Source organism: Streptomyces xanthochromogenes, assembly GCF_014650455.1.
GTDB lineage: Bacteria > Actinomycetota > Actinomycetes > Streptomycetales > Streptomycetaceae > Streptomyces > Streptomyces xanthochromogenes.
This window is the reverse complement of sequence record NZ_BMUZ01000008.1, coordinates 374,513-401,454: the sequence shown is the minus strand read 5'-3', so window position 1 is coordinate 401,454 and position 26,942 is coordinate 374,513. Positions and strand designations below refer to the sequence as shown.

General features: G+C 73.8%; 6 protein-coding genes. All 6 read left to right on the top strand.

The window, feature by feature from the left end:
- Window positions 1-28 precede the first annotated feature (28 nt).
- The 6 genes from IE267_RS22695 to IE267_RS22670 all read left to right on the top strand — a co-directional run bounded on the left by IE267_RS22695 (window position 29) and on the right by IE267_RS22670 (window position 26,902).
- A complete protein-coding gene (locus tag IE267_RS22695; RefSeq protein WP_189764461.1) occupies window positions 29-5,029 on the top strand; it encodes a non-ribosomal peptide synthetase in 5,001 nt (1,666 codons plus the stop codon).
- Complete coding sequence (locus IE267_RS22690; protein ID WP_189764460.1) at window positions 5,026-15,672, top strand: non-ribosomal peptide synthetase; 10,647 nt, start codon at window positions 5,026-5,028, stop codon at window positions 15,670-15,672. Before IE267_RS22695 ends, IE267_RS22690 begins: the two co-directional genes overlap by 4 nt.
- A gap of 114 nt (window positions 15,673-15,786) precedes the next feature.
- Window positions 15,787-16,755 (top strand): TauD/TfdA family dioxygenase, encoded by a 969-nt coding sequence (locus tag IE267_RS22685; protein ID WP_167152705.1) that lies wholly within the window; start codon window positions 15,787-15,789, stop codon window positions 16,753-16,755.
- Window positions 16,752-17,498, top strand: a complete 747-nt coding sequence (locus IE267_RS22680; protein WP_167152706.1) for a thioesterase II family protein — start codon at window positions 16,752-16,754, stop codon at window positions 17,496-17,498. The genes IE267_RS22685 and IE267_RS22680 overlap by 4 nt, the downstream gene beginning before the upstream one ends.
- 28 nt (window positions 17,499-17,526) lie before the next feature.
- Entirely contained in the window at window positions 17,527-17,751 is a 225-nt protein-coding gene (locus IE267_RS22675) for an MbtH family protein (RefSeq protein WP_161251992.1), read from the top strand.
- The gene (locus IE267_RS22670; RefSeq protein WP_189764459.1) at window positions 17,744-26,902 is read left to right on the top strand and encodes a non-ribosomal peptide synthetase; all 9,159 of its coding nucleotides are present in this window, start codon (window positions 17,744-17,746) and stop codon (window positions 26,900-26,902) included. Before IE267_RS22675 ends, IE267_RS22670 begins: the two co-directional genes overlap by 8 nt.
- Window positions 26,903-26,942: the final 40 nt, after the last annotated feature.

Genomic DNA, 26,942 nt, shown 5'->3' with positions numbered 1-26,942 from the left:
CCGATCATCAACGAGGAGCTTCAGAGACATGAATCCCGAGTCGCGTACGGGCGCCTCCCCCAGCGAGCCCCTCCTGGCTCATGAACTCGTAGCGAGCCGCGCGGCGGCGACTCCGGATGCGGTCGCCGTGGTCGATGGCGCACTGGAGATCAGCTACGCCGAGCTCGACACCCGCGCCGACCTCCTGGCCCGCCGGCTGCGCGGCCTGGGTGTGGGGCCGGGTTCGGTGGTCGGGGTGTGCCTGCCCCGCTGCACCGACCTGGTCGCCACGCTGCTCGCCGTCTGGCGGGCGGGCGCCGGCTATCTGCCGCTCGACCCGGCCCAGCCCGCCCCGCGCTCCTCGTGGATGCTCGCGGCGGCCGGGGCCGAGTACGTCGTGACCGGCTCCGCGTGGGCCGCGGTGGCCCAGGGCTCCGGCGCCGAGGCGCTCGTCCTGTCCGAACTTGACCTGGAAGAGGACGAGTTGGATCCCCCGGTGCGCCGGGCCGGCCCCCTCGACATCGCGTACGTCATCTACACCTCGGGCTCGACCGGCGTCCCCAAGGGCGTCGTCATCAGCCACGAGGGCATAGCCAACCGCATCGCCTGGGCCACCGGCACGCACGGGCTGTCGCCGGCCGACCGGGTGCTGCACAAGACCGCGATCACCTTCGACGCCCATGTGTGGGAGGTGTTCGCGCCGCTGGTGAGCGGCGGCACCCTGGTGCTGGCCCCGGCGGGCGCCGAGCGGGACGCGGCCGAACTGCTGCGCACGGTCGCCGAGCAGCGGGTCACCGTGCTCCAGGTGGTGCCGTCGGTGCTGCGGCTGCTCGCCGACGAGGACGGCTGGGAGCGGTGCGACGCGCTGCGGCTGCTGTTCTCGGCGGGCGAACCGCTCCAGGCGGAGCTGGCCCAGCGCGTGCTGCGGCGGGCCGGTGACCTGGAGATCTGGAACACCTACGGGCCCACCGAGTGCGCCATCGATGTGACGGCGCACCGCTTCGAGCCCGCGCAGACCGCGGGCGCCGTGCCGATCGGCCGGCCCATCGGCGGGATGCGGGTGCTGGTCGCGGACGCGCAGGGCAGGCCGGTCGCGGTCGGCGAGCCCGGCGAGCTGTACGCGGGCGGCGTCGGCGTGGCCCGCGGATATCTCGGCAGCCCCGAGCAGACCGCGGACCGGTTCGTGCCGGACCCGTTCGCCAAGGACGGCTCGCGGCTCTACCGCACGGGCGACCAGGTGCGCTGGCGGGCGGACGGAGTGCTCGAATACCTGGGCCGCATCGACCACCAGGTGAAGATCAACGGCGTACGGATCGAACCGGGCGAGGTGGAGAGCGCGCTCAGCGCGCACCCCCGGGTCGGCGGCGCGGTGGTCCTCGCCTTCACCGGTCCCGACGGCGCCAAGCGGCTGGCCGCCTACGTCCTGTCCGACTCGGACGAGATCGTCACCGGGCTCCGCGCCTTCCTCCAGGAGCGGCTGCCCGACACCCACGTCCCCGCGGTCTTCCTGCGTCTGGACGCCTTCCCGCTGACCGTCAACGGCAAGGTCGACCGGGCCGCGCTGCCCAGCCCCGAACTGGGCGCCGCGCCGGGCCGTCCGGCGCGCCGCGAGCCGGGCACCGAGGCGGAGAAGCTGGTCGCGCGGACCTGGCAGGAGCTCCTGAAGACCGAGGCCGTCGGCCTCGACGACGACTTCTTCGCACTCGGCGGCACGTCCCTCCAACTCGCCCGTCTGGCAAGCCAGTTGAGGGCGGCCTCCGGGCAGCGGATTCAGCTGCGCGGGCTGTTCGCCGCGACCACCGTCGAGGCCCAGGCCCGCCTGCTCGCTCCCGTCGAGGCCCCGGAGCCCGTCGAGGCGCCCATCGCCGCGGTGCCGCGCGACGGCGGCCCGCTGCCGCTCTCCTTCGGGCAGCGCCGGCTGTGGTTCCTGGACCGGATGAACCCGGGCAGCCACGAGTGGGTGGCCGGGATGTTCCTCAAGGTGCCCGTCGGTACCCATGTCGCCCATGTCCAGCGGGCCCTGAACGCCCTGGTGGAGCGGCACGAGGCGCTGCGCACCCGGTATGCGGTGGTGGACGGCGAGTCCGTGCAGTTCATCGCGGAGCCGCACCGGGTCGACCTGCGCCATCTGCACGCGGACCGCGCCGAGTTCACCGCACTCCTCAAGGAGGAGTTCGGGCGGGGCTTCGACCTGGAGAACGGGCCGCTGCTGCGCGCCCTGCTCGTGCGGCTGCGCGGCGGCGACCACATCGTGACGGTGGCGATGCACCACATCACCACCGACGGCTGGTCCTCCACCGTCCTGGAGCGGGAGTTCCACCAGCTCCTCGCCGCCTACCGCGAGGACCGGGTCGACGCCGGCCTGCCGGCCCGCCCCATCGACTACGCCGACTACGCGGCCTGGCAGCGCTCCCGCCTCACCGACGAGGTCATCGCCGAGGGGCTGCGCCACTGGCGCGCGGTCCTGGCGGGCTCCACCCCGCTGGAGCTGCCCACCGACCGGCCGCGTGCGGCGGTCCGGGACGGACGCGGCTCCGTCGTCCACTTCTCGGTGCCCGAGCCGGTCGTCACGGCGCTCACCGCACTCGGCAGACAGCACGGGGCCACCCCGTTCAGTACGCTGCTGACCGCGTACGCGACGCTGCTCGCCGCGCACGGCGGCCAGTGGGACGTGCCGGTCGGCACGCCGGTGGCCGGCCGGGAGCGCGCCGAGACGGAGGGCGTGGTCGGGTTCTTCCTCAACAGCCTGGTGCTGCGCTGCACGCTGGCGGGCCGGCTCACCTTCCGCGAGGCCCTGGAGCGGGTCAAGGAGACGACCCGGGAGGCCTTCGCCCATCAGGAGCTGCCGTTCGAGCGCCTGGTGGAGGAGCTCGCCCCGGAGCGCGACCTGTCGCGCACCCCGCTGTACCAGGTGGCCTTCGACCTGCACGACGAGTCGTTCAACGGCGCGGTCGAAGGGGCCGAGGACATCGCGACCCTCAAGGAGATGTGGGGTGTCGCGCACACCGACCTGACCCTGTACATGCGCCGCCACGCCGACGGTTCGATGTTCGCGAGCCTGGAGTTCGCGGCCGCCCTGTACGACACGGCCACCGTCGAGCGGCTCGCGGAGCGCTTCCAGCGCCTGCTCGCGGCGGTCGCCGCCGATCCCGGGATGCGCCTGGACGAGGTGTCGCTGCTGCCCGAGGCCGAGCTGGAGCGGCTCACGTCCACTTGGGCGACTTCTCCGGCCGAGCCCGTCACGGAAACCGTGCACGAGGTGTTCGCGCGGCAGGCCGCGGCGACCCCCGACGCGGTCGCGGTGCAGGAGGACGCGGGCTCGGTCAGCTATGCCGAGCTGGACGCCCGCTCCAGTCAACTCGCCCATCATCTGCGGTCGTTGGGGGTCGGTCCCGAGACGCCCGTGGGGGTGCTGCTCGACCGGGGTGCCGAGCTGATCGCGACGCTGCTCGCCGTGTGGAAGGCGGGCGGCGCCTACGTTCCGATGGACCCGGCGTGGCCGGCCGAACGCGTCTCGGCGATGGCGGCCGACGCGGGCGCCCCGGTGGTGCTGACCGCGGCCCGGTACGGGGAGCGGTTCGCGGGGTTCACGGGCGAGCTGGTGCTCACCGACGCCGACGCGGACGCCACGGCCCTCGCCGCGCTCCCCGTCACCGCACCCGAGCTGCCCGCCGACCTCGACCGCCTCGCCTACGTCATCTACACCTCGGGCTCCACCGGCCGGCCCAAGGGCGTCGCGGTGGAGCACCGCGGCCTCGCCAACCATCTGCGGTGGGCCGTCGCGGAACTGGTGTCCCGGGGCAGCGGCGGCAGCGCGGTGTTCTCGTCCACCGCCTTCGACCTGGCCGTGCCCAACGTGTGGGCGCCGCTGCTCGCGGGCCAACGAGTGGTGATGCTGCCCCAGGACATGGATCTGAGCGAGCTGGGCGACCGCCTCGCCGCCTCGGGACCGTACAGCTTCCTCAAGCTGACGCCCGGTCATCTCGACATCCTGGCCCAGCAGTTGAGCGCCGAGCGGTCCGCCAGGCTTGCGGGAGTGGTCGTGGTGGCCGGTGAGGCGCTGCCCGGTCCGCTCGCCCGCGCGTGGGTCGAACGGCTCGGCACGGGCCGGCTCATCAACGAGTACGGGCCGACCGAGGCCTCCGTCGGGACCTGCGTCCATCCGGTGCCGGACGGCGAGCAGGCGCCGGTCGTGCCGATCGGCAGCCCCCTGCCCGGGATGGCGATGTACGTCCTGGACGAGGCGCTGCGGCCGGTGCCCACCGGATCGGTCGGCGAGCTGTACGTCGGCGGTACGGGGGTGGCCCGCGGCTATGCCGACCGGCCGGAGCTGACCGCCGAGAAGTTCGTGCCGGACCCCTTCGCGGGCGGCGGCAGGCGCCTCTACCGCACCGGTGACCTGGTGCGCTGGCTGCCCGGCGGGCACGTGGAGTTCCTCGGCCGCACCGACCACCAGGTCAAGATCCGGGGCTACCGGGTCGAACCCGGCGAGGCGCAGGCCGTTCTCGCCGACCACCCCGGGGTGCGCGAGGCGGTGGTGATCGCCCGGACCGACGGCGTCGCCCCGGTGCGGCTCGCCGGGTACTTCGTGCCCGCCTGCAATCCGATCGGCGCGTCCGAACTCGCCGCGTACTGCGCCGAGTTGCTGCCGGACTACCTGGTGCCGTCCTCGTTCACGGCGCTGGAGGCGATCCCGCTGAACGCCAACGGAAAGCTCGACCGGGCGGCACTGCCGGACCCGGCCCCCGCCGAGGCGGAGCCGCGGGACGAGGCAACCGGTCCGCTCCAGGAGCGCATCGCCGAGATCTGGGCGGAGCTGCTCGGCGCGCGGATCGGGGCGCACGACAACTTCTTCCGCTCGGGCGGCAATTCGATCCTCGCGATCCGGCTGATCGCGGCGATCCAGTCCGAGTTCGAGATCGCCCTGCCGGTGCGGGAGATCTTCGAGTATCCGACCGTCGCCGGTCTGGCCGACGCCGTCGAGTCCCGTATCCGCGCCGAGATCGAGCAGCTGTCCGACGCCGAGCTGTTGGAGGAGCAGAGAGCATGAGCATCCAGGAGTCAACTCCCGTACAGCAGGCCGCGCAGCAGGGCGGCCGGTCGGCCGCAGAGATCCGCGCGGACCTCCTGCGCGCCCGGCTCGCGGGCCGGCGCGGCGGCGCGGCGGCGACCGCCGCGGCACCGCGAATACCGCGCGCCGACCGCGGAGGCCCGCTTCCGCTGTCGGCCGGACAGCAGCAGATGTGGTTCCTGAACCGCCTCGACCCCACGAGCGCCGAATATCTGGTGCCGATGGTGCTGCGGCTGCGCGGCACCCTCGACACCGGGGCGCTCGGCGCGGCCCTGCGGGCGGTGAGCGACCGCCACGAGATCCTGCGCACGCGCTACGTCCTGTCGGGCCTGGAGCCGGTGCAGCTGATCGACGCGCCGACGCCGGTGGCACTGCCGCTGACCGATCTGAGCGGCGAGGGCGCGGCCGACCGCGAGGCACTGGCCGCGGACGCCGTGGAGCGCGCGGTCACCACGCCCTTCGACCTGGCGGCCGAATGGCCCGTGCGGGCCCGGCTGATCAGGCTGGCCGAGGACGAGCACGTCCTGGCCGTGGTCTTCCACCACATCGCCTGCGACGCCTGGTCGACACGCATCTTCGCCGGTGAACTCTCCACCCTGTACGCCTCCTTGGCCCGGGGCGCGGAGCCGGCCCTGGTGCCGCTCGACGTCCAGTACGCCGACTACGCGGCCTGGCAGCGCGAGCAGCTCTCCGGACCCCGGCTCGAACAGGAGCTGGCGCACTGGCGGGCGCGCCTCGCGGGAGCGCTTCCCGCCGAGCTGCCCACCGACCGGCCGCGTCCGGCGGTCCGCGACACGGCGGGCGCCGATGTGCGCTTCGCCTTCCCCGAGCGGCTGGCCGGGCGGGTCCGCGAGCTGGCCGGCGCCCACGGCACCACGCCGTTCGCCGTACTGCTCACCGCCTTCCAGGTCCTGGTGGCGCGCTACACCGGGCAGAGCGACGTCCCGGTCGGCACCGTCGTGTCGGGCCGCTCCCGACCCGAGCTGCAACCGCTCATCGGCTATGGCATCAACACCCTGGTGATGCGCGGCAGTTGGGCGGACGATCCCGGATTCGGCGAGCTGCTCGGCCGCACCAGGAGCGCGGTGCTCGACGCCTTCGACCACCAGGACGTGCCGTTCGCACGCCTGGTGGACGAGCTCCAGCCGGAGCGCGACATGTCGCGCACTCCGCTGCACCAGGTCGCGTTCACCCTGCACGAGCAGCGCCTCGACGCGTTCGCCCTGCCCGGTCTTTCGGTGCAGCAGTACGAGCGGGCGGACCGGGTCGCCAAGTACGAGCTGACCCTCCAGATCGAGGAGGGGGCCGACGGCTCGCTCGGCGGCGCCCTCAACTACGCGACGGCGCTGTTCGACCACACCACCGTGGAGCGGATGACCGGGCACTTCCTGCGCCTCCTGGAGGAGGCGACCGCCGACCCGGCGCTGCCCGTGTCCCGGCTCCGCATCCTGGGCGAAAGCGAACTCGCCGTCGCCACAGGCGCGTTGAGCGGACACCGCCCCGGCACCCCCGTCGACCGCTGCGTGCACGAGGTCTTCGAGGAGCGGGCCGCGGCCACCCCCGACGCGCTCGCCGTGACCGCGGGCGGCACCTCGCTCACGTACCGGGAGCTGAACGAGCGGGCCAACCGCATCGCCCACCATCTGCGCGCCCTCGGCGCCGGGCCCGAGCAGCTCGTCGGGCTGTGCCTGGAGCGCGGCATCGAGCTGCTGCCCGCACTGCTCGGCATCCTCAAGTCGGGCGCCGGCTATCTGCCGCTCGACCCGGCCAACCCGGCCGACCGGCTCGCCTACGTCCTGTCGGACGCGGGCGCCCACCTCGTCGTCGCGTCGCGGGCGACCGCCCCCGCGCTGCGGGATGCCGAGAACGCCGAACTGGTGCTGCTCGACCGGGACTCGGCGCTGATCGAGGCCCGCCCGGCGAGCGATCCCGAGCCGCTCGCCGGCCCCGGCTCCACCATCTACGTCATCTACACCTCCGGCTCCACCGGCCGCCCCAAGGGCGTCGTCCTGGAGCACGGCAACGTCACTCGTCTGCTGACCACCGCCCACGAGCACTACGCCTTCACCCCGGACGACGTGTGGACCATGTTCCACTCGTACGCCTTCGACGTCTCCGTGTTCGAGATGTGGGGCGCGCTGCTGCACGGCGGCCGGCTCGTCGTGGTCGGCCAGGACGTCACGCGCTCGCCGTCCGACTTCCTCGACCTGCTCGTGTCCGAGCGGGTCACGGTCCTCTCGCAGACCCCGACGGCGTTCCGTTCGCTGGTCACCGCGGCCGGTGCCGGCGACCCGCGCATCGACGAACTCGCCCTGCGGGCCGTGGTGTTCGCCGGCGAAAAACTGGAGGTGCCGGAGCTGAGGCCCTGGCTCGACCGGGTCGGCCCGGACGGCCCCGCCCTCGTCAACATGTACGGCATCACCGAGACCACGGTGCACACGACGTACTACCGGATCGGGGAGGGCGACTTTGAACCGCTTGCGGGCAATCGGGTGGGGCATCCGCTCAGCGACCTTTCGGTGTATCTCCTGGACGCCGCCGGAAACCCCGCGCCCCTCGGGGTTCCGGGCGAGATCCACGTCGGTGGTCCGGGAGTCGCCCGCGGCTACCTGGGCCGGCCGGAGCTGACGGCCGAGCGGTTCGTACCGGACCCGTTCGGGCCGCCCGGTGCCCGGCTGTACCGCAGCGGCGACGCCGCGCGCCGACTGCCCGACGGCAGCCTGGAGTTCATCGGCCGCATCGACAGCCAGGTCAAGATCCGCGGATACCGCGTCGAGCTCGGCGAGATCGCCCACGCCCTGCTCGACCACCCCGGGGTCGGCGAGGCCGTGGTCCAGGTGCGGGCCGACTCCGGCGAGAAGCAGCTCGTGGGCTACCTCGTCGAGAGCGCTCCGGGCAGTCTGCCGGAGCCCGGCGAGCTGCGCACGCTGCTGCGCCGGACCCTGCCCGAGTACATGCTGCCCGCCGCCTTCGTCACCCTCGACGCGATTCCGCTTACGGTCAACGGGAAGCTCGACCACCGCGCGCTGCCCGCCCCCGACACCCGGGCGTTGCGCGGCGGGTCCGCGTACACCGCGCCCCGCACGCCCGACGAGGAGCGGGTGGCGGCCGTGTGGACCGAGGTGCTCGGCGTGGACCGGGTCGGCGTCGAGGACTCCTTCTTCGACCTCGGTGGCGACTCGATCCGGGCGATCGCCCTGGTCGGCGCGCTGCGCGAGGCCGGGTACGACGTGGCGGTCCGCGACGTGTTCGACTTCCGTACGGTGGCGCAGCTCTGCGAGTCCGTCACCGGACGCCCCGCGCTCGCCCCGGGGACCGGGACCGTCGAGCCGTTCGCGCTGATCGGTGCGTCGGACCGGGCGCTGCTTCCGGCCGGGGTCACCGACGCCTATCCGCTGTCGCAGATGCAGCTCGGCATGGTGGTCGAGATGCTGGCCGACACCAGCCGCAACCTGTACCACAACGTCTCCACCTTCAAGATCCGCGACGAGGCGCCGTTCGACGCCGAGGCGTTCCACGCGGCGGGCCGGATCGTCACCGCACGCCACGAGGTGCTGCGCACCTCCATCGATCTGACCGGCTACTCGCAGCCCCTCCAACTCGTGCACGCCGAGGCCGAGATGCCCCTGGGGCACTCGGACCTGACCGGCCTCGACGCGGCCGAGGTGGACCGGGCGCTGCGCGCGTTCACGGTCCGCGAGCGGGCCGATGTCTTCGACCTCGCGGTGCCGTCCCTGATGCGGTTCCACGCGCATCTGACGGACGACCCGGGCGGCTGGTGGATCTCGGTCACCGAGTGCCATCCGATCCTGGAGGGCTGGGGCCACCACTCGCTCCTGATGGAGCTCGTCGAGTGCTACCGGGAACTGCGGGACGGACGCGAGCCCGCGCCGTTCGACGCGCCCGCCGTGCGCTTCGCCGACTTCGTCGCCGGGGAGCTGACGGCGCTGGAGAGCGCCGAGGACCGGGCCTACTGGCAGGCAGTGGTCGAGGAGCACGCACCGCTGCGGCTGCCGGAGGGCTGGGGCGACGACCCCGGGCTGCCCCGCGAGACCGTCCAGGCGGCGATCACCTGGACCGATCTCGAGGACGGGCTGCGCAGGCTCGCCGCCCGGGCGCGGACCTCGCTCAAGAGCGTCATGGTCGCCACCCATCTGGCTGTCATGAGCCGGCTCACCGACGAGGAGGCCTTCCACACCGGTCTGGTGTGCGACGCGCGGCCCGAACTCCTGGGCGCGGACCGGGTGTTGGGCATGTACCTCAACACGTTGCCGTTCGCCCACGACCGGTCGGCCCGCACCTGGACCGAGCTCGTCCAGCAGGTCTTCGCCCGCGAGGTCGGCCTGTGGGGGCACCGCCGCTATCCGATGGCCGCGATCCAGCGGGCGTGGGGCGGTTCGCGCCGGCTGCTCGACGTGTACTTCAACTACCAGGACTTCCGTCAGGTCGACGCCGGTCTGGTGGACCACGAGGGCGGCATCGACGACAGCCCGTCCGAGTTCCCGCTCACCGTGTCCTCCAGGGTCGGCCACATCATCGTGACCGCCGACTCGCACCTGGTGAACCAGGAGAACGCCGGGCGCCTGGTGGCGATGTACCGCCGAGTCCTGGAGGCGATGGCCGCCGACCCGGACGGCGACGCGACGGTCGATCTGCTCGCCGAGGAGGAGCGGACCCGGCTGCTGCGGGACTGGAACGCCACGTCCGTCGCCCGCGACGCCTCCCCCGCCCACGCCCTGTTCGCGGCCCGGGCCGCCGCCGCACCGGATGCGGTCGCCCTGTCGTACGCCGGGCGCGACTTCACGTACGGCTGGCTGCAGGAACGTTCCGACGCCTATGCCCGCAGGCTCGCCGCGCTGGGCGCGGGCCCCGAGTCCGTCGTCGGGATGCTGCTCGACCGCACCCCCGAACTGGTCGCCGCGATGCTCGGTGCCTGGAAGACGGGCGCCTCGTACGTGCCGCTCGACCCGGCGTTCCCCGCCGACCGGATCGGCTATGTGCTCGCCGACGCGGGGGCGGGGCCGGTCGTGACGGCCGCCGCCCACGCCCCCGTCCTGGAGGGCCTGCACGACGGACCGCGGCTCGTCCACGACCTGCCGTGGCCCGAGCCCTCGAAGGCGCCCGTGCCGGAGCCGGGCGCGGCGGACAACCTGGCGTACACGATCTACACCTCGGGCTCGACCGGCCGCCCCAAGGGCGTGGGCATCGCGCACGCGGCGCTCGCCAACCTGCTGCTCGCGATGGCCGAGGAGCTCGGCTCCACCGCGACCGACGTCTGGCTCTCGCTCACCTCGGTCTCCTTCGACATCTCGGGGCTCGAACTGTTCCTGCCGCTCGTCACCGGCGGCCGCCTCGTCCTGGCCGACGGCCTGGAGACCAAGGACGGCGCGGCGCTGGCCCGCCTGGTCCAGGGGCACGGCATCACCCACGTCCAGGCCACCCCGTCCGGCTGGAACCTGCTGCTGCGCTCCGGTTTCGCCTGGGCGCCCGTCACGGCGCTGACCGGAGGCGAGGCACTGCCCGCGGAGCTCGCGGCGGAACTGCGGGCGCGGGTGAGCCGCCTGGTGAACGTGTACGGGCCCACCGAGACGACCATCTGGTCCACCGGCTGGGAGGTTCCGGACGAGGCCGGCCGCATCTCCATCGGCCGGCCGATCGCCAACAACACGGTGTACGTGCTCGACGCGCTCATGCGGCCGGTTCCGGTCGGGGTGCCAGGTGAGCTGTACATCGGCGGTTCGGGCCTGGCCCGCGGCTACCGCGGTCTGCCCGGGCGCACGGCCGCGTCCTTCGTCCCCGACCCGTTCGGGGCCGCACCGGGCGCACGGCTCTACCGCACCGGCGACGTCGTGCGGATGCGGACCGACGGCACCCTGCTCTACGTCGGCCGCGCCGACAACCAGGTCAAGATCCGCGGCGTGCGCATCGAGCCGGGCGAGATCGAGGCGGCCCTGGCCGGCCTCGACGGGGTCGCCCACAGCGCGGTGGCCGTCCGCGAGGACACCCCCGGCGACAAGCGCCTGATCGCCTATGTCGTACCGGCGGGCGCGGATGCGCCCCAACCCGCCGAACTGCGGCGGCGGTTGGCCGATGTGCTGCCGGAGGCGCTGCTGCCCTCGGCGTTCGTCGTCCTGGACGCGCTGCCGCTGAACGCGGCGGGCAAGATCGACCGGCGGGCGCTGCCCGCGCCCGAGCAGGACGCGCTGGCCACCGGCGACTACGTGGCACCGCGCACCCCGGCCGAGGAACACCTCGCCGCGCTGTGGGCCGAGGTGCTCGGGCTCGACCGGGTGGGCGTCGAGGACTCCTTCTTCGACCTCGGCGGCGACTCACTGCGCGCCATCAACCTGGTCGGCACGCTGCGGGCGGCCGGCTACGACATCGCGGTCCGCGACGTGTTCGAGCACCGCAGCGTCGCCGGCCTCACCGCGGCCGTCGCCGAACGGCCGGTCCTCACCGACGGCATCACGGCGGTCGCGCCGTTCGCCCTGATCGGCGCCGAGGACCGGGACCTCCTCCCGGACCGCCTCACCGACGCCTATCCGGCCTCCCAGCTCCAGCTCGGCATGCTGGTGGAGATGCTCGCCGACACCGGCGGCGCCACCTACCACCAGTGCGTCTCCATCCGGGTCACCGACGACCGGCCCTTCGACGAAGCGGCGCTGCGCTCGGCCGTCGAGCGGGTCACCGCCCGCCACGACGTGCTGCGGACCTTGTTCGACCTGGTCGGTTTCTCGGTGCCGATGCAGCTCGTGCACGAGCGGGTCGAGGTGCCGGTGCGCGTCGTCGATCTGCGTGACCACGACGCCGCCGCCCAGGATTCGGCCCTCGCGGCCTTCCTCGCGGCCGAGCGCGGGGACCGCTTCGACGTGACCCGGGCGCCGCTGCTGCGGATCGCGGCCCATCTGGAGAGCGACACCGCGTGGCGGGTCACCTTCAGCCAGCCGCACGCGATCACCCAGGGCTGGGGCCAGTTCGCCCTGCTCACCGAGCTGGTCGACTGCTACCGCGAGATCCGGGACGCCGCGAGCGACACCGCGCCCCACCACGCTCCCGCGGTGCGGTACGCCGACTTCGTCGCGGGCGAGCTGGAGTCGCTGAACTCCGGTGCGGACAGCGCGTACTGGAAGGCCGTGACCGCCGGCTACGCCCCGCTGCGCCTGCCGGCCGGCTGGGGCGAGGAGGGCGAGCGGCGCACCCATGTGGTGCCGGTCCGGCTCGCCGACCTGGAGCAGCCGCTGCGGGCCTTCGCCTCGCGCAGCCGGGTCTCCCTCAAGAGCGTGCTGCTCGCGGCGCATCTGAAGGTGATGAGCCAGCTCACCGAGGAGCCGTCCTTCCACACCGGCCTGGTCGTCGACGTGCGGCCCGAAGTCCTGGGCGCGGACCGGGTGTTGGGGATGTACCTCAACACGCTGCCGTTCGCCCACGACCGCACGGCCCGCACCTGGGACGAGCTGGTCCAGCGGGTCTTCGCCCGCGAGGTGGACCTGTGGAGCCACCGCCGCTATCCGATGGCCGCGATCCAGCGGGAGGCGCCGGGCGCCGAGCGGCAGATCGACGTGCTGTTCAACTACCACGATCTGCGGATCTTCAACAGCGAGCGGATCGACGCCGCCTCCAGCGTCGGTGAGACCACCACCGAGTTCGCGCTGAGCGTGGCGACCGGCGGCGAGGGGCTCAACCTGACCGCCGACTCACGGGTGTTGAGCCGTGCGCACGGTGAGCGGATCGCCGCGATGTACCGGGCGGTCCTCGCCTCGATGGCGGCCTCCCCGCTCGGCGACCCGCGGGCGACCTATCTGGACGAGCGCGAGCGGGAGTTGCTCGGCAGCTGGACGGAGACCGGACGGGCACCCGAGTGGGTCGCCGTCGAGGAGCAGCTCGACCGCTTCGCCGCCGCGCATCCCCAGCGGGTGGCGCTCACCGCCGACGGGGCCGCCCTGAGCTACGCGGAGACCGCCGCCGCCGCGAACCGGCTGGCCCACCAGCTGCGGGCACTCGGCGTCGGCCCGGACACGGTCGTGGCGATCCACGCCCGGCGCTCCCCCGCCACCGTGCTCGCCGTCCTCGCGGTCCTCAAGGCGGGCGGCGCCTACCTGCCGCTCGACCCCGAGCTGCCCGCCGAACGCCTCGCCTACATGGCGAAGGACTCCGGCGCGCGAGTGCTGCTGACCGAACACGGCCTTGACGGCGTGGAGTTGACGACCCTGCGCCTGGACGCGACGCAGACCTGGGCGGACCGGCCCGCGACCACTCCCCTGCCGCTCGCCGAGCCCGACCACCTCGCGTACGTGATCTACACCTCGGGGTCCACCGGGCTTCCCAAGGGCGTGCAGGTGACCCGGCGCGGCATGGCCAACCACCTGCTCGCCAAGGTGGAGGACCTGGCGCTCACGGAGGCCGACTCCGTCGTCCAGAACGCCTCGATGGCGTTCGACATCTCGGTGTGGCAGATGCTGTCGGCGTTCGTGGTCGGCGGCCGCACCCGGGTCGTCGGCGCGAGCGCGGCGGTGGACCCGGAGGCCCTGTTCCGGCGGACCGCCGAGGAGCGGATCACCGTGCTCGAGGTCGTTCCCTCGCTGTTGCGGGCCGCGCTCGACGCGTGGGACGCGGGACTCATCGGCCTCGAACTCCCGCATCTGCGGTGGCTGTTGGTGACGCGTGAGGCGCTGCCGCCGGATCTGTGCCGCCGCTGGTTCGCCCGCTTCCCCGCCGTCGCGATGGTCAACGCGTACGGGCCCACCGAGTGCTCGGACGACATCACGCACGCCGTCCTGCGCTGCGGCGACCCGGTCGGTGAGGCCAGGGTCGCCATCGGCCGGCCGGTGCGCAACACCCGCCTCCACATCCTGGACGCCGACATGGCCCCGGTGCCGGTGGGCGTGCCCGGGGAGCTGTACGCGGGCGGCCTCGGCGTCGCGCGCGGCTACGGCGGGCGCGCCTCGCTCACCGCCGAGCGCTTCCTGCCCGACCCGTTCGGGCCCGCCGGCGGCCGGCTCTACCGGACCGGTGACGTGGCCGCCTGGAACGCGGACGGCTCCATCGAGTTCCTCGGCCGCGTCGACCACCAGGTCAAGGTCCGGGGCGTGCGCATCGAACTCGGCGAGATCGAGGCCGCGTTGGCGGCCCTGGACACCGTCGCCGACGCGGCGGTCGCGGTCCGGCGCGGGCCGCTGGGCCACGAGCAGCTCATCGGATACCTCGTGTCCGCGGACGGCACGGCCCCCGACCCGGCCGCGCTGCGCGAGCGGCTCGCCCGGGTGCTGCCCGAGGCGATGATCCCGGCGGGCTACGTGACGCTGCCCGCGCTGCCGTTGACGCCGAACGGCAAGGTGGACCGCAAGGCTCTGCCGGAGCCGGCCGTGTGGACGGGCGGGGACCGGCCCCACAGCGCGCCGCGCACCGGCACCGAGCGCCGCATCGCGGCCATCTGGTCGGCGGTCCTCGGCATCGAGCAGGTCGGCCGCGAGGACGGGTTCTTCAAGCTCGGCGGCGACTCGATCCTGGTGATCCAGGTGATCTCGGCCGCCCGCCGGGCCGGGCTCGCGCTCTCGCTGTTCCTGCTGTACCAGCACGACACGCTGGCCGCGCTCGCCGCGGCCGTCGACGCCGCGCGGGTCCCGGTCGCCCCCGGTCCGGAGCGTACGGTCGATCCCGAGGCCGTGCTCGCCGCGCTCGCGGCGAGCGGGGTGCCCGGTGCGAGCCTCGCCGTGATCGAGGGCGGCGAACTGGTCGCCCTCGACGGCATCGGAACGCTCGCCACGGGCTCCGCCGAGCCCGTCACGCCGGACACCCTGTTCCAGGCCGGCTCCTGGGGAAAGCACGTCACGGCCGTCGCCGTCCTGCGTCTGGTCGACGAAGGCGTGCTCGACCTGGACGCGCAGGCCAACGCGTACCTGCGGACCTGGCGCCTCCCCGAGGCCGAACAACCCGTCACCGTACGGCAGTTGCTCAGCCATCTGGCCGGGCTCGCCGAGACCCCGCGGCAAGGGGTGCGCAAGGGCGAACCGGTACCGGAGCTGCTCGGGCTGCTGCGCCGGACCGCGGTGCCGGAGCTGGCGCCGGGGGCCGGGTTCCGCAAGTCCAACGCGCACTACTCGGTCCTGGAGCAGCTGCTGGTGGACGTCACCGGCGAGCCGTTCGAGGCGCTGATGCGGCGCCTGGTTTTCGACCCGCTCGCGATGAGCGGCTCCAGCTTCGACCAGGCGTTCCCCGAGCGCTCCCGGCGCCCGGTGGCGCTCGGCCACGACGAGCGGGGGGTGCCCCTGGAGGGCGGCTGGCTGATCCAGCCGGAGCGCGCGGCGGCGGGCCTGTGGACCACGGCCGCCGACATGGCCAGGCTCGAACTGGAGCTGCGCCGCTCCTACTTGGGACGTCCGCTGGCCCTGCTCTCGCCCGGAGCCGCCAAGGAGCTGCTCACGCCGCACAGTGACAGCTTCTACGGCCTGGGCACCATCGTGGACGCGGGTGGCGACGACGTCGAATACGGGCACGGCGGCTCGCCCGGCGGCTACCAGGCGGTCTCGATGTGCCGGCTGCACCGCGGCAGCGGGCTCGTGGTGCTCACCAACGGCGAGTTCAACGACGGCGTCCTGAAGGCGGTGGGCGCCGACCGGACGTAGCCCCCGCAAGAGCGCGTATCGAAGATGTATAGCCCCCGGCCGGAGAGTGATCCGGCCGGGGGTTCTTCATGTGCCCGCGGAAACGGCCCCACCCCCGAAAGCAGGGAGAAACCGATGACCGCAGACACACTCGCGTTCGTCCTGGAGCGCGAGCCCGGCAGCCCCGGAGTCACCGAACTGATCGGCAAGGAGTCCGCGCTGCTGCGCGAGAAGCTGGGCACGCACGGTGCGGTGCTGCTGCGCGGCTTCGGCATCGGAGGTGTCGACGGCTTCGCCGACGTGGTGCGGGCGCTGTCCGGAGAGCCTCTGAAGTACTCCGAGCGCTCCTCGCCCCGCTCCACCATCAAGGGCAACGTCTACACCTCGACGGACTACCCGCCGGCCGAGGAGATCTTCCTGCACACCGAGAACTCCTACCAGGCGTCCTGGCCCAAGCTCCTCTACTTCCACTGCGTCGCCGAACCGGAGACCCTCGGCGCGACCCCGCTCGCCGACACCCGCGCGATATACCGGCTGATCGACCCGGCGGTCCGCGAGGAGTTCGAGCGGCGCGGCTGGATGGTCGTGCGCAACTTCCACGACGGCTTCGGCGTCGACTGGCGGCAGGTCTTCAACACCGAGGACCGCGCCGAGGTCGAGGCCAACTGCCGTGCCAAGCAGCTCGGGTTCGAGTGGAACGCGGACGGCGGGCTGCGCACCCGGGGCGTGCGCCGGGCCGTGCACGTCCACCCCGTGACCGGCGAGCGGGTCTGGTTCAACCACATCGCGTTCTTCCACCACACCACGCTCGCCGCCGACGTGCGCGAGGGCCTGCTCGAACTGTTCGGGGAGGAGGACCTGCCCAGCAACACCTACTACGGCGACGGCGGTGTCATCCCCGCGGAGGTGACCGAGCACCTGCGCGCCTGCTACCGGGCCGCGTCCACCCGCTTCGACTGGCGCACCGACGACGTGCTGATCGTCGACAACATGCTGGCCGCGCACGGCAGGGAGCCCTTCACCGGCCCGCGCCGGATCGCCGTCGCGATGGCCGAGCCGTACACGCCCGCCGAGCCGTTCACCGGGCGGACGGTGGCGGCATGAGCGCCTGGTTCCGCACCTTCGCGCCGCGCCCCTCGGCCGCCCTGCGGCTGATCTGCTTCCCGCACGCGGGCGGCGCCGCGAGCGCGTTCCGCGGCTGGGCCGAACTGCTGCCGCCGTCCGTCGAGGTGACCGCGGTCCAGTACCCCGGCCGCCAGGACCGCATCATGTCCGATCCGGCACCCGACATGGACACCCTCGTCCACGACATCGCCGGCGAGATCGCCCCGCTGCTCGACCGTCCGGTGGCGTTCTTCGGCCACAGCATGGGCGCCACCGTCGCCTACGAGGTGGCCCGCGCACTGCCCGGCGGGCTGCGTCCGGCCCTCACCCGGCTCATCGCCTCGGCCCGCAAGGCGCCGCACGCCTGCGAGCCGCTCGGTCCCGAGTACCGCGGCGACGAGGGGCTCCTGCGGTACGTCGCCGGGCTCGGCGGCACCGGGGCCTCACTGCTCGCCCACGAGGAGCTGCGCGAGCTGGCCCTGTTCGTACTGCGCGGCGACTTCCACCTCATCGACACCTACCGGCACCGCCCCGGGGCCCCGCTGACCTGCCCCATCACCGCGATCGCGGGTTCGCACGACGCGCACTGCACGCGCGCCGACGCCGAGGGCTGGGAGCGGTACACCACCGCGCCGTACGACCTGCAGGAGATACCCGGCGGTCACTTCTACCTGGAGACCGCGACCCGGGAGCTGATGGCCCGGCTCACCGACCGACTCGCCCCCGTACCGGCCGCCCGCTGACGACCACCACACCCCAAGGAGCTTCCCCATGGCGAACAATCCCTTCGACGACCAGGACGGCACCTTCCACGTCCTGGTCAACGGCGAGGAGCAGCACTCCCTCTGGCCGGCGTTCGCCGAGGTTCCTGAGGGCTGGACGGTCGCGCTCGACAGCGCGGGGCGCGCCGACTGCGTGGCCTACATCAACGAGCGCTGGACGGACCTGCGTCCGCTGAGCCTGCGCGCGTCGACGGCGGGGCCCTCCCATGTCTGACCGCACTCCGGGACCGGCCCGGCTCCCGCTGTCCGCCGCACAGCGCGGCATCTGGTTCGCCCATGACCTCGACCCGACGGGCCGCCGCTACAACGTCGCCGAGTACAAGGAGGTCCACGGCCCCCTCGACACGGCGCTGCTCGCCGCCGCCTGGTACCAACTGGCCTGCGAGGCCGACGCGTTGAGGGTGTCCCGGATCGAGCACGACGAGTCGGGGACGTGGCAGCTCCTCGACGCGGAGCCGGGCGCACGCGCCCTGCGGTTCTTCGACGTGAGCGGCACGGCCGACCCGGACGGCAGCGCCCGGCGCTGGATGGACGACGACCTGGCACGGCCCGTGGACCTGTCGGCGGGCGGTCTCTACACGGTGGCGCTGTTCAAGGTCGCCGAGGACCGCTTCCGCTTCTACCAGCGCTACCACCACATCATGATGGACGGCATGGGCGCGGCCCTGCTCGACGCCCGGCTCGCCGAGCTGTACGAGCGGGCGCTGGCCGGCGAGGAGTGGGGGCCGGGCCCGTTCGGCACGCTGCCCGAGCTGCTCCACGAGGACGCCGCGTACCGGGCCTCGCAGGAGGCGGCCGACGACGGCGCGTACTGGGCGGACCGGCTGGCCGGGCTGCCCGAGACCCCGCGGCTCGCCGAGGGCCGCAGCGCGGACCCGGAGCTCGCCGGCATCCCGTTCGTGCGCCGCAGCGTGCGGCTGTCGGCCGAGACCGCCGAGCGGGTGCGCACGGTGGCCCGGTCCGCCCGGACGCCCTGGACGATGCTGATGATCGCGCTGGTCTCGGCCTATGTGCACCGGGTGTCCGGCAAGGACGAGCTGGTGCTCGGGCTGCCGGTGACCGGCCGCACCACCGAGCTGACCCGCCGCACTCCCGGCATGTCGTCCAACGTCGTGCCGCTGCGCGTCGGCGTGCGGCCGGACGTGCCCCTGACCGGCCTGGTGGGCGCGGTGCGCGACCAGGTGCGGGCGAGCCTGAAGCACCAGCTGCCGCGGTACGAGGACCTGTGCCGCGCGGTGTCGGGCGGCGACTCGGAGCACCGCATCGCGGGACCGATGGTCAACATCATGGCGTTCGCACCCGGCCTCGGCTTCGGCGGGCACCCCACCGTCCAGCACAACCTGAGCAACGGCCCGGTGGACGACCTCGCCATCGGCATCTACGACCTGGGCCAGGAGCAGGGCCTGCGCATCGACTTCGACGCGGCGCCCGGCGCCTGCGACGTCGAGGCCGCCGCCGTCCACCAGGACCGTTTCCTCACCTTCCTGCACGCCGCCCTCGACCACCCCGAACTCCCGCTCGGACAGGTGGAGTTGGTGAGTGCCGAGGAACGCCACCGGCTGCTCGTGGAGTGGACCGCGCCGGACGCCGAGGTGCCGGCCGAGGAACGCCATCTCGCCGCGCTCTTCGAGGAGCAGGCCGCGCTGCACCCCGACCGGGTGGCCGTCACCGACGGCGCCGCCCACCTGACGTACGCACAGCTCGACGAGCGGGCCAACCGTCTCGCCCGGCTGCTCACGGCCCGCGGCGCCGGCCCCGAAGGCTATGTCGCGGTCGCACTCGACCGTTCCGCCGAGCTCGTGACCGCCCTGCTCGCGGTGGTCAAGTCCGGTGCGGCGTACGTGCCGTTGGACCCGCACTATCCGGCCGACCGGCTCGCCTACATGCTGCAGGACGCCACCCCCACCCTGGTGATCACCACCGAGGCGGCCCGCCCCGGCCTGCCCGACACCGAGGTCCCCCTGCTCGTCCTGGACGCGCGGGCGACCATCGCACAGCTCGCCGCGGCGGACCCGGCGCCGCTCACCGACGCCGACCGCACCACGCCACTGTCCGGGGACCGTCCGGCGTACGTCATCTACACCTCGGGCTCCACCGGCCGCCCCAAGGGCGTGGTGATCCCGCACCGCAACGTGGTGCGCCTGTTCACCGCCACCTCGCACTGGTTCGGCTTCGGGCCCGACGACGTGTGGACGCTGTTCCATTCGTACGCCTTCGACTTCTCCGTGTGGGAACTGTGGGGTCCGCTGCTCCACGGCGGCCGGCTCGTCGTGGTCCCGCACGCCGTGAGCCGCGCCCCCGAGGAGTTCCTGACGCTGCTCGCCACCGAGCGGGTCACCGTCCTCAACCAGACGCCGTCCGCGTTCTACCAGCTCATGCAGGCCGATGCGGAGAACCCGGTCGGTGAACTCGCCCTGCGCCGCGTGGTGTTCGGCGGTGAGGCGCTGGACCTCGGCCGGCTCGCGCCCTGGCAGCGGGCGCACCCGGACGCCGTCCTGGTCAACATGTACGGCATCACCGAGACCACCGTGCACGTGAGCCATCTGGTGCTCGGCGCGGACGACACCGCGGGCCAGACCCGCAGCCTCATCGGCCGGGCCATCCCCGACCTGAGGATCTACGTCCTGGACTCGGCGCTGCGGCCGGTCCCGGTCGGCGAGCGCGGCGAGATGTACGTGGCGGGCGCGGGTCTGGCCCGTGGCTACCTCGGCCGTCCCGACCTGTCCGCCGACCGGTTCGTCGCCGACCCGTTCGGCGCGCCGGGCACCCGCATGTACCGCACCGGCGATCTCGCCCGGTGGCAGGGCGACGGCGGTCTCGAATACCTGGGCCGCTCCGACCACCAGGTGAAGATCCGCGGCTTCCGCATCGAACTCGGTGAGATCGAGAGCGTGCTCCTGGCGCTGGCCGGGGTGGCGAGCGGGGCCGTGGTGGTCCGCGAGGACCGTCCCGGAGACAAGCGCTTGGTGGCGTACGTCGTCCCGGTGGCCGGCGCCGGACTCGGCGAACCCGCGCTGCGGGCCGCCCTCGGCGAGGCGCTGCCCGCCCACATGGTGCCCTCGGCGTTCATGACGCTCGACGCGCTGCCGCTGACGGCGAACGGCAAGCTCGACACCAAGGCGCTGCCCGCGCCCGTCCACCTCGGTTCGGCCGCCGGCCGTGCGCCGCGCACCGGACCCGAGGAGGTGCTGTGCGCGCTGTTCGCCGACGTGCTCGGGGTGGAGCGGGTCGGTGTGGACGACTCCTTCTTCGACCTCGGCGGCGACAGCATCATGTCGATCCAGCTGGTGTCGGGGGCCCGCAGGGCCGGGCTCGGACTCAGCTCGCGCGAGGTGTTCCGGCTCAGGACCCCGGCCGCACTCGCCGAGGCCGCGACGCCCCTGGACGAGCGGCCGGCCGAGGCGCCGGACGCGGGCCTCGGCGCGATCCCGTTCACTCCGGTGATGCGCTGGGCGGACGGACGCGGCGGTCTGCCGGCCGGCTACAACCAGTCGATGGTGCTGCGGGTACCGGCCGGCCTCACCCTCCCCCAGCTCACCGCGGCCCTGCAGGCGTTGCTCGACCATCACGACGCGCTGCGCGCCCGGCGCACCGCGGACACGCTCTTCGTCGGGCCCGCCGGTTCGGTCGCCGCCGCCGGATGTCTGCGCCGGGTGGACGCGACCGGCCTCGACGAGGCCGCACTGGACGCGCTCGCGGCCGCCGAGGGCCGGTCCGCGCTCGCCTCGCTCGCGCCGGACACGGCCGGCGGCATGGTGCGCGCCGTGTGGTGCGACCGGGCCGAGGCCGGGTCCGGGCTGCTCGTCCTGGTCCTTCACCACCTGGTGGTCGACGGAGTGTCCTGGCGGGTGCTCGCCCCGGACCTCGCCCAGGCCTGGGCCGCCGTGGCGCAGGGCCGCATCCCCCGGCTCCAGCCGGTGGGCAGCTCCCTGCGGACCTGGTCCCGGCGGCTGACCGAAGCCGCCGCCTCGCCCGAGCGGGAGGCCGAACTCCCCTACTGGACCGAGGTGTTGACCGGCCCGTCGGCGCCGCTCGGCAGCCGGCCGCCGGACCCCGCGACCGATGTGCTCGGCACGGCCGGCCGCCTCACGCTGCGACTGCCCGCCGAAGTGACCCGCGCCCTGCTCACCACCGTGCCCGCCGCCTTCCACGCGGAGGTCAACGACGTCCTGCTCGCCGCGTTCGCGCTGGCCCACCGCGCCTGGCGGGGCGGCGGCGACGGGCCGGTCCTGGTCGATCTGGAGGGCCACGGCCGCGAGGAGTCCGCGCTGGCGGGCAGCGACCTCTCCCGTACGGTCGGCTGGTTCACCACGCTGCATCCGGTACGCCTGGACGCCGGCACCGTGGACGATCCGTGCGCGGCGCTCAAGGCGGTCAAGGAGCAGCTGCGCGCGGTGCCCGACCGGGGCATCGGCTACGGGCTGCTGCGGCACCTCAACCCGGCGACGGCACAACGGCTCGCCGGGCTCGGCCGGGCGCGGATCGCGTTCAACTACCTGGGCCGGTTCGCCGCTCCCGGCACGCTCACCGACTGGGCGGTGGTGCCGAGGATCGAGGACGGCATTCCCGGCGGCCCGGACGACATGCCGCTCGGGCACTCCCTCGCCCTCGATGCCCTCACCCAGGACGGCCCCGACGGGCCCGAGCTGGTGGCCAGTTGGACCTGGGCGGATGGAGTGCTGGACGCGTCGGAGGTGGCCGCGCTCGCCGCGGCCTGGTTCGACGCCCTGCGGGACCTGGCCCGCCGCGGTTCGCGGCCGGGGGCCGGGGGGCGCACCCCGTCGGACGTCGCCCCGGCCGTCCTGTCCCAGCGGGAGATCGAACTCCTGGAGCGGCGCCGGCCTCCGGTCGGCGACCTGCTGCCGCTCGCACCACTCCAGGAGGGGCTGCTCTTCCACAGCCTCCAGGCCGGCGACGGGGACGTGTACACCGCGCAGCTCCGGCTCGACCTGACCGGCCCGCTCGATGCCGCCCTGCTGCGGTCGGCCGCCCGCACCCTCCTTGACCGGCATCCGCACCTGGGCGCCGAGTTCCACCACGAGGGCCTGGCCCGGCCCGTCCAGCTGGTCCCCGGGGAGCTTGAACTGCCCTGGTACCAGGTCGACTTGACTGATCTGCCGGAGAGCGAACGCGCGGAGGGGGCCGACGCGCTCGCCGCCGCCGAGCGCGCCCTGGGCTTCGAGCCCGACCGGGCCCCGCTGTTCCGCTTCACCCTCGTCACGCTCGGCGAGGACAGCCACCGGCTGCTCCTGACCAACCACCACCTGCTGCTCGACGGCTGGTCGATGCCGGTCCTGATCCGTGAGCTGCTCACCCTGTACGCGGCCGGCGCCGACCCCTCCGGGCTCCCCCGACCGCGCCCCTACCGGGACTTCCTGACCCATCTGGCCGCCGCCGACCGGCAGGCCGCGCGGGCCGCCTGGCGCGAGGCGCTCGCCGGCCTCGAAGAGCCCACCCTGGTGCGGCAGTCGGACCACGACCGCACTCCAAGGGTGCCCGAGCGGCTGGAGTTCGCGCTGCCGGCGCCGGTGGCGGCCACGCTCACCGAGCGGGCCAGGGATGCCGGACTCACTCTGAACACCGTGCTGCAGGGCGCCTGGGCGCTGGTACTGGCCCGGCTCACCGGCCGCGACGACGTGGTGTTCGGCGCGACGGTGTCCGGCCGGCCGCCGGAGCTGCCCGACGTCGAGTCGATGGTGGGCCTGTTCATCAACACCCTGCCGGTGCGGCTGCGTCTGGACCCCGCCGAGTCCCTCACCGCGCTCCTGGCCCGCATGCAGCGGGAGCAGTCCGCACTCCTCGGCCACCAGCACCTCGGCCTCGCCGAGATCCAGCAACTCGGCGGTCTGGGAGCCCTGTTCGACACGGCGATGGTCTTCGAGAACTATCCGCTCGACGTGTCGGCGCTGGCCGCCGCCACCGCCGGATCGGGCCTCTCGCTGGCCTCGGTCGGCGGCCATGACGCGGTGCACTACACGCTGGGCCTGGTCGCACAGCCGGACGACGACGGCTCCCTGCGCTTCCGTCTCGACCACCAGAGCGACCTGCTGACCGGGGCACAGGCCCAAGCGGTCGCCGAGCGGCTGCTGCGCGTCCTGGCCACCCTCGCCGAGGCGCCCGGTACGACGGTGGGCCGGCTCGACGTGCTCCCGGCAGCCGAGCGCGCCCAGCTCGTCCACGGCTGGAACGACAGCGATGTCCCGTCCGCGGGACGGCACTTCACCATCCCGGGGCTCTTCGAGGCCCAGGTGGCCCGCACCCCGGACGCCGTCGCACTGGTGCACGGGAGCACCGAGCTCACCTACCGCGAGCTCAACACCCGGGCCAACCGGCTCGCCCGGCTGCTCGCCCGGCGCGGCGCCGCCCCCGAACGGTTCGTGGCCATCGCGCTGCACCGGTCGGTGGAGCTGGTGGTGGCCCAGCTGGCCGTACTGAAGACGGGGGCCGCGTTCCTGCCGGTCGATCCCGGCTACCCGGCGGACCGGGTCGCCTACATGCTGCGGGACGCCGACCCGGCCCTGGTCGTCACCAGCAGCGCGGTGGCGGCGGCCGGCCTCGCGGACACCGGAGCGCCCCGGCTGCTCATCGACCGTACGGATTACGGGAGTTGCTCGGGCAGGGGCCTGACCGTGCGCCGCGACGCCCGCCATGCGGCCTACGTCATCTACACCTCGGGCTCCACCGGCCGCCCCAAGGGCGTCGTCGTCACCCACGCGGGCATCGCCTCCATGATCGCGGGACAGGCGGCGGGGCTGGCCGTCACGCCGGCGAGCCGGGTGCTGCTCTTCGCCTCGCCGAGCTTCGACGCGGCGGTGTGGGAGCTGTGCATGGCGCTGCTCACCGGCGCGCGTGCGGTGCTCGGCGACGCCGACGAACTGCTTCCGGGGCCGACGCTCGCCGCGCTGATCGCCGAGCACGGCGTCACCCACGCGACCCTGCCGCCGTCCGCGCTGCCCGTCCTGCCCGAGGACGCGCTGCCGCCCGGCGCGACCCTGGTGGTGGCGGGCGAGGCCACCGCGCCCGATCTGGTGGACCGCTGGTCCCGGGGGCGGCGCATGGTCAACGCGTACGGACCGACCGAATCGACGGTGTGCGCGAGCATGAGCGCCCCACTGGCGGGGCCGGTGCTCGCTCCGATCGGCCGCCCGATCGCCAACACCCGCCTGTACGTGCTGGATCGCCACCTCAAGCCGGTACCGGCCGGCACTCCCGGCGAGCTGTACATCGCCGGTGCGGGCCTGGCCCGCGGCTACCTCGGCCGGCCCGACCTGACGGCCGACCGGTTCGTGGCGAACCCCTTCGGGGAGCCGGGCTCGCGCATGTACCGCACGGGCGACCTCGCACAGTGGCGGCCCGACGGCAACCTCGACTACCTCGGGCGCGCGGACCACCAGGTGAAGATCCGCGGCTTCCGCATCGAGCCCGGCGAGATCGAGTCGGCGCTCACCGCCCATCCGGGCGTCGAACAGGCCGTCGTCCTGGTCCGCGAGGACCAGCCGGGGGCCAGGCGCCTGGTGGCGTACGTGGTCGGCGAGGGCACCGGCAGCCTGGCACTGCGCACCTTCCTCGGGGCCACCCTGCCCGACTACATGGTGCCGTCGGCGTTCGTGCCGCTCGACGCGCTGCCGCTGACCGCCAACGGCAAGGTCGACCGCAAGGCGCTGCCCGTGCCCGAGCTCGGCACCGGCGACGGCGGGCGGGCACCGGCCACCGGGCGCGAGGCCGTGCTGTGCGCCCTGTTCGCCGAGGTGCTGGGGGTCGCGTCGGCCGGGGCCGACGACTCGTTCTTCGACCTGGGCGGCGACAGCATCATGGCCATCCAGCTGGTGTCCCGGGCCCGCGAGGCCGGGCTCGCCCTCTCCGTGCGGGAGGTGTTCGCCCACCGCACGGCCGCGGCCCTGGCCTCCGTGGCCGAGGACGTGGCCGCCGAGGTCCCGTGGGCGGACACGCCCGGCCTCGACGGGCCGTTCCCCGGCCTGGAGGAGGAAACGGAGCTGCTGAGGCGCTCCGACCCCGACATCCTCGACGTGCTGCCGCTCACCCCGCTCCAGGAGGGCTTCCTCTTCCACGCGTTGCTGAGCGGTGACGACGGGGACGGCCCCGACGTGTACACCACCCGGCTCACCCTGGAGCTGGCGGGCCCGCTGGACGCGGACGCCCTGCGGGCCGCCGCCGAGCGGCTGCTGGCCCGCCAGCCCGCGCTGCGCGCCGGATTCCGGCACGAGGACACCGGGCGAGCGGTCCAGGTGGTGCACGGCAAGGTGCCGCTGCCGTGGCGGTACGAGAGGGCCTCCACCGACGAGGCGGCTCGTGAACTCGCCGCACGGGAAGGGGAGTTCACCTTCGACCTGGCGGCCCCGCCGCTGCTGCGGATGCTCCTGGTCGAGCTGCCCGGCGAACGCCACCACCTGATCCTGACGGCCCATCACATCCTGTGGGACGGCTGGTCGGTACCGGTACTCGTCGAGGAGCTGTTCACGCTGTACGCCGAGCGGGGCGCCCACTCGTCCCTGCCCGAACCGCCCCCGCTGCGGGCCTACTTCGCGTGGCTAGCCGCCCAGGAGCGTCCCGGCGCGGAGGCGGCCTGGTCCGCCGCCCTTTCGGGGTCCACGGCCACACTGGTCGCGCCGGGCTCCGGGCAGACGCAGGAGCGGGCGCAGGAGTCGGTACGCACCGAGCTCTCCGCCGGGCTCACGGCACGGCTGCACGCGAGGCTGCGCACCCGCGGGCTCACGCTCAACACCGCGATCCAGGGGGCCTGGGGCGTGGTGCTCGCCGAACTCACCGGCCGCAGCGACGTGGTGTTCGGCTCGACCGTCTCCGGCCGGCCGGCCGAGGTCCCCGGCGTCGAGCGGATGGTCGGCAACTTCATCAACACCCTGCCGGTCCGCGTCCGTATCGTCGCGGACGAATCGATCGGTGCCCTGCTCGGCCGGGTCCAGGAGGAGCAGTCCGCGCTCCTTGCCCACCACCATCTCGGGCTCGGCGACGTCCAGCGGCTCGTCGGGGCGGGGCCCCTCTTCGACACCACCACGGTGGTCAAGAACACGCCACTGGAGGCGAGTTCACTGCTCGGCCGGGCCGACGGCATCGACGGTCTCCACCTGACCGGCGGGGACAGCGAGGACGCCACGCACTACCCCCTGCGCATGCAGGCGGTTCCGGGGCTCGACACCACCACGCTCGGCCTCCACCTCGGATATCTCCCGGATCTGTACCGGCCGGAGGAAGCACAGGGACTGCTCGATGCGATGGTGCGGCTGCTCGAAGCCGTCGCGGACGGCGTCGACACCCCGGTCGGACCGTTGCGGGACCGGACACCGCAACCCCAGGAAGACCTCCTGGCCCAGTGGGGCGGGTACTGAACTGTCCTGTTTCACCCCGCGAGTTCATCCGACCAGCACG

Coding starts and splice junctions, on each gene's coding strand:
- IE267_RS22695 (WP_189764461.1), top strand. CDS start 29: ATGAATCCCGAGTCGCGTACGGGCGCCTCCCCCAGCGAGCCCCTCCTG.
- IE267_RS22690 (WP_189764460.1), top strand. CDS start 5,026: ATGAGCATCCAGGAGTCAACTCCCGTACAGCAGGCCGCGCAGCAGGGC.
- IE267_RS22685 (WP_167152705.1), top strand. CDS start 15,787: ATGACCGCAGACACACTCGCGTTCGTCCTGGAGCGCGAGCCCGGCAGC.
- IE267_RS22680 (WP_167152706.1), top strand. CDS start 16,752: ATGAGCGCCTGGTTCCGCACCTTCGCGCCGCGCCCCTCGGCCGCCCTG.
- IE267_RS22675 (WP_161251992.1), top strand. CDS start 17,527: ATGGCGAACAATCCCTTCGACGACCAGGACGGCACCTTCCACGTCCTG.
- IE267_RS22670 (WP_189764459.1), top strand. CDS start 17,744: ATGTCTGACCGCACTCCGGGACCGGCCCGGCTCCCGCTGTCCGCCGCA.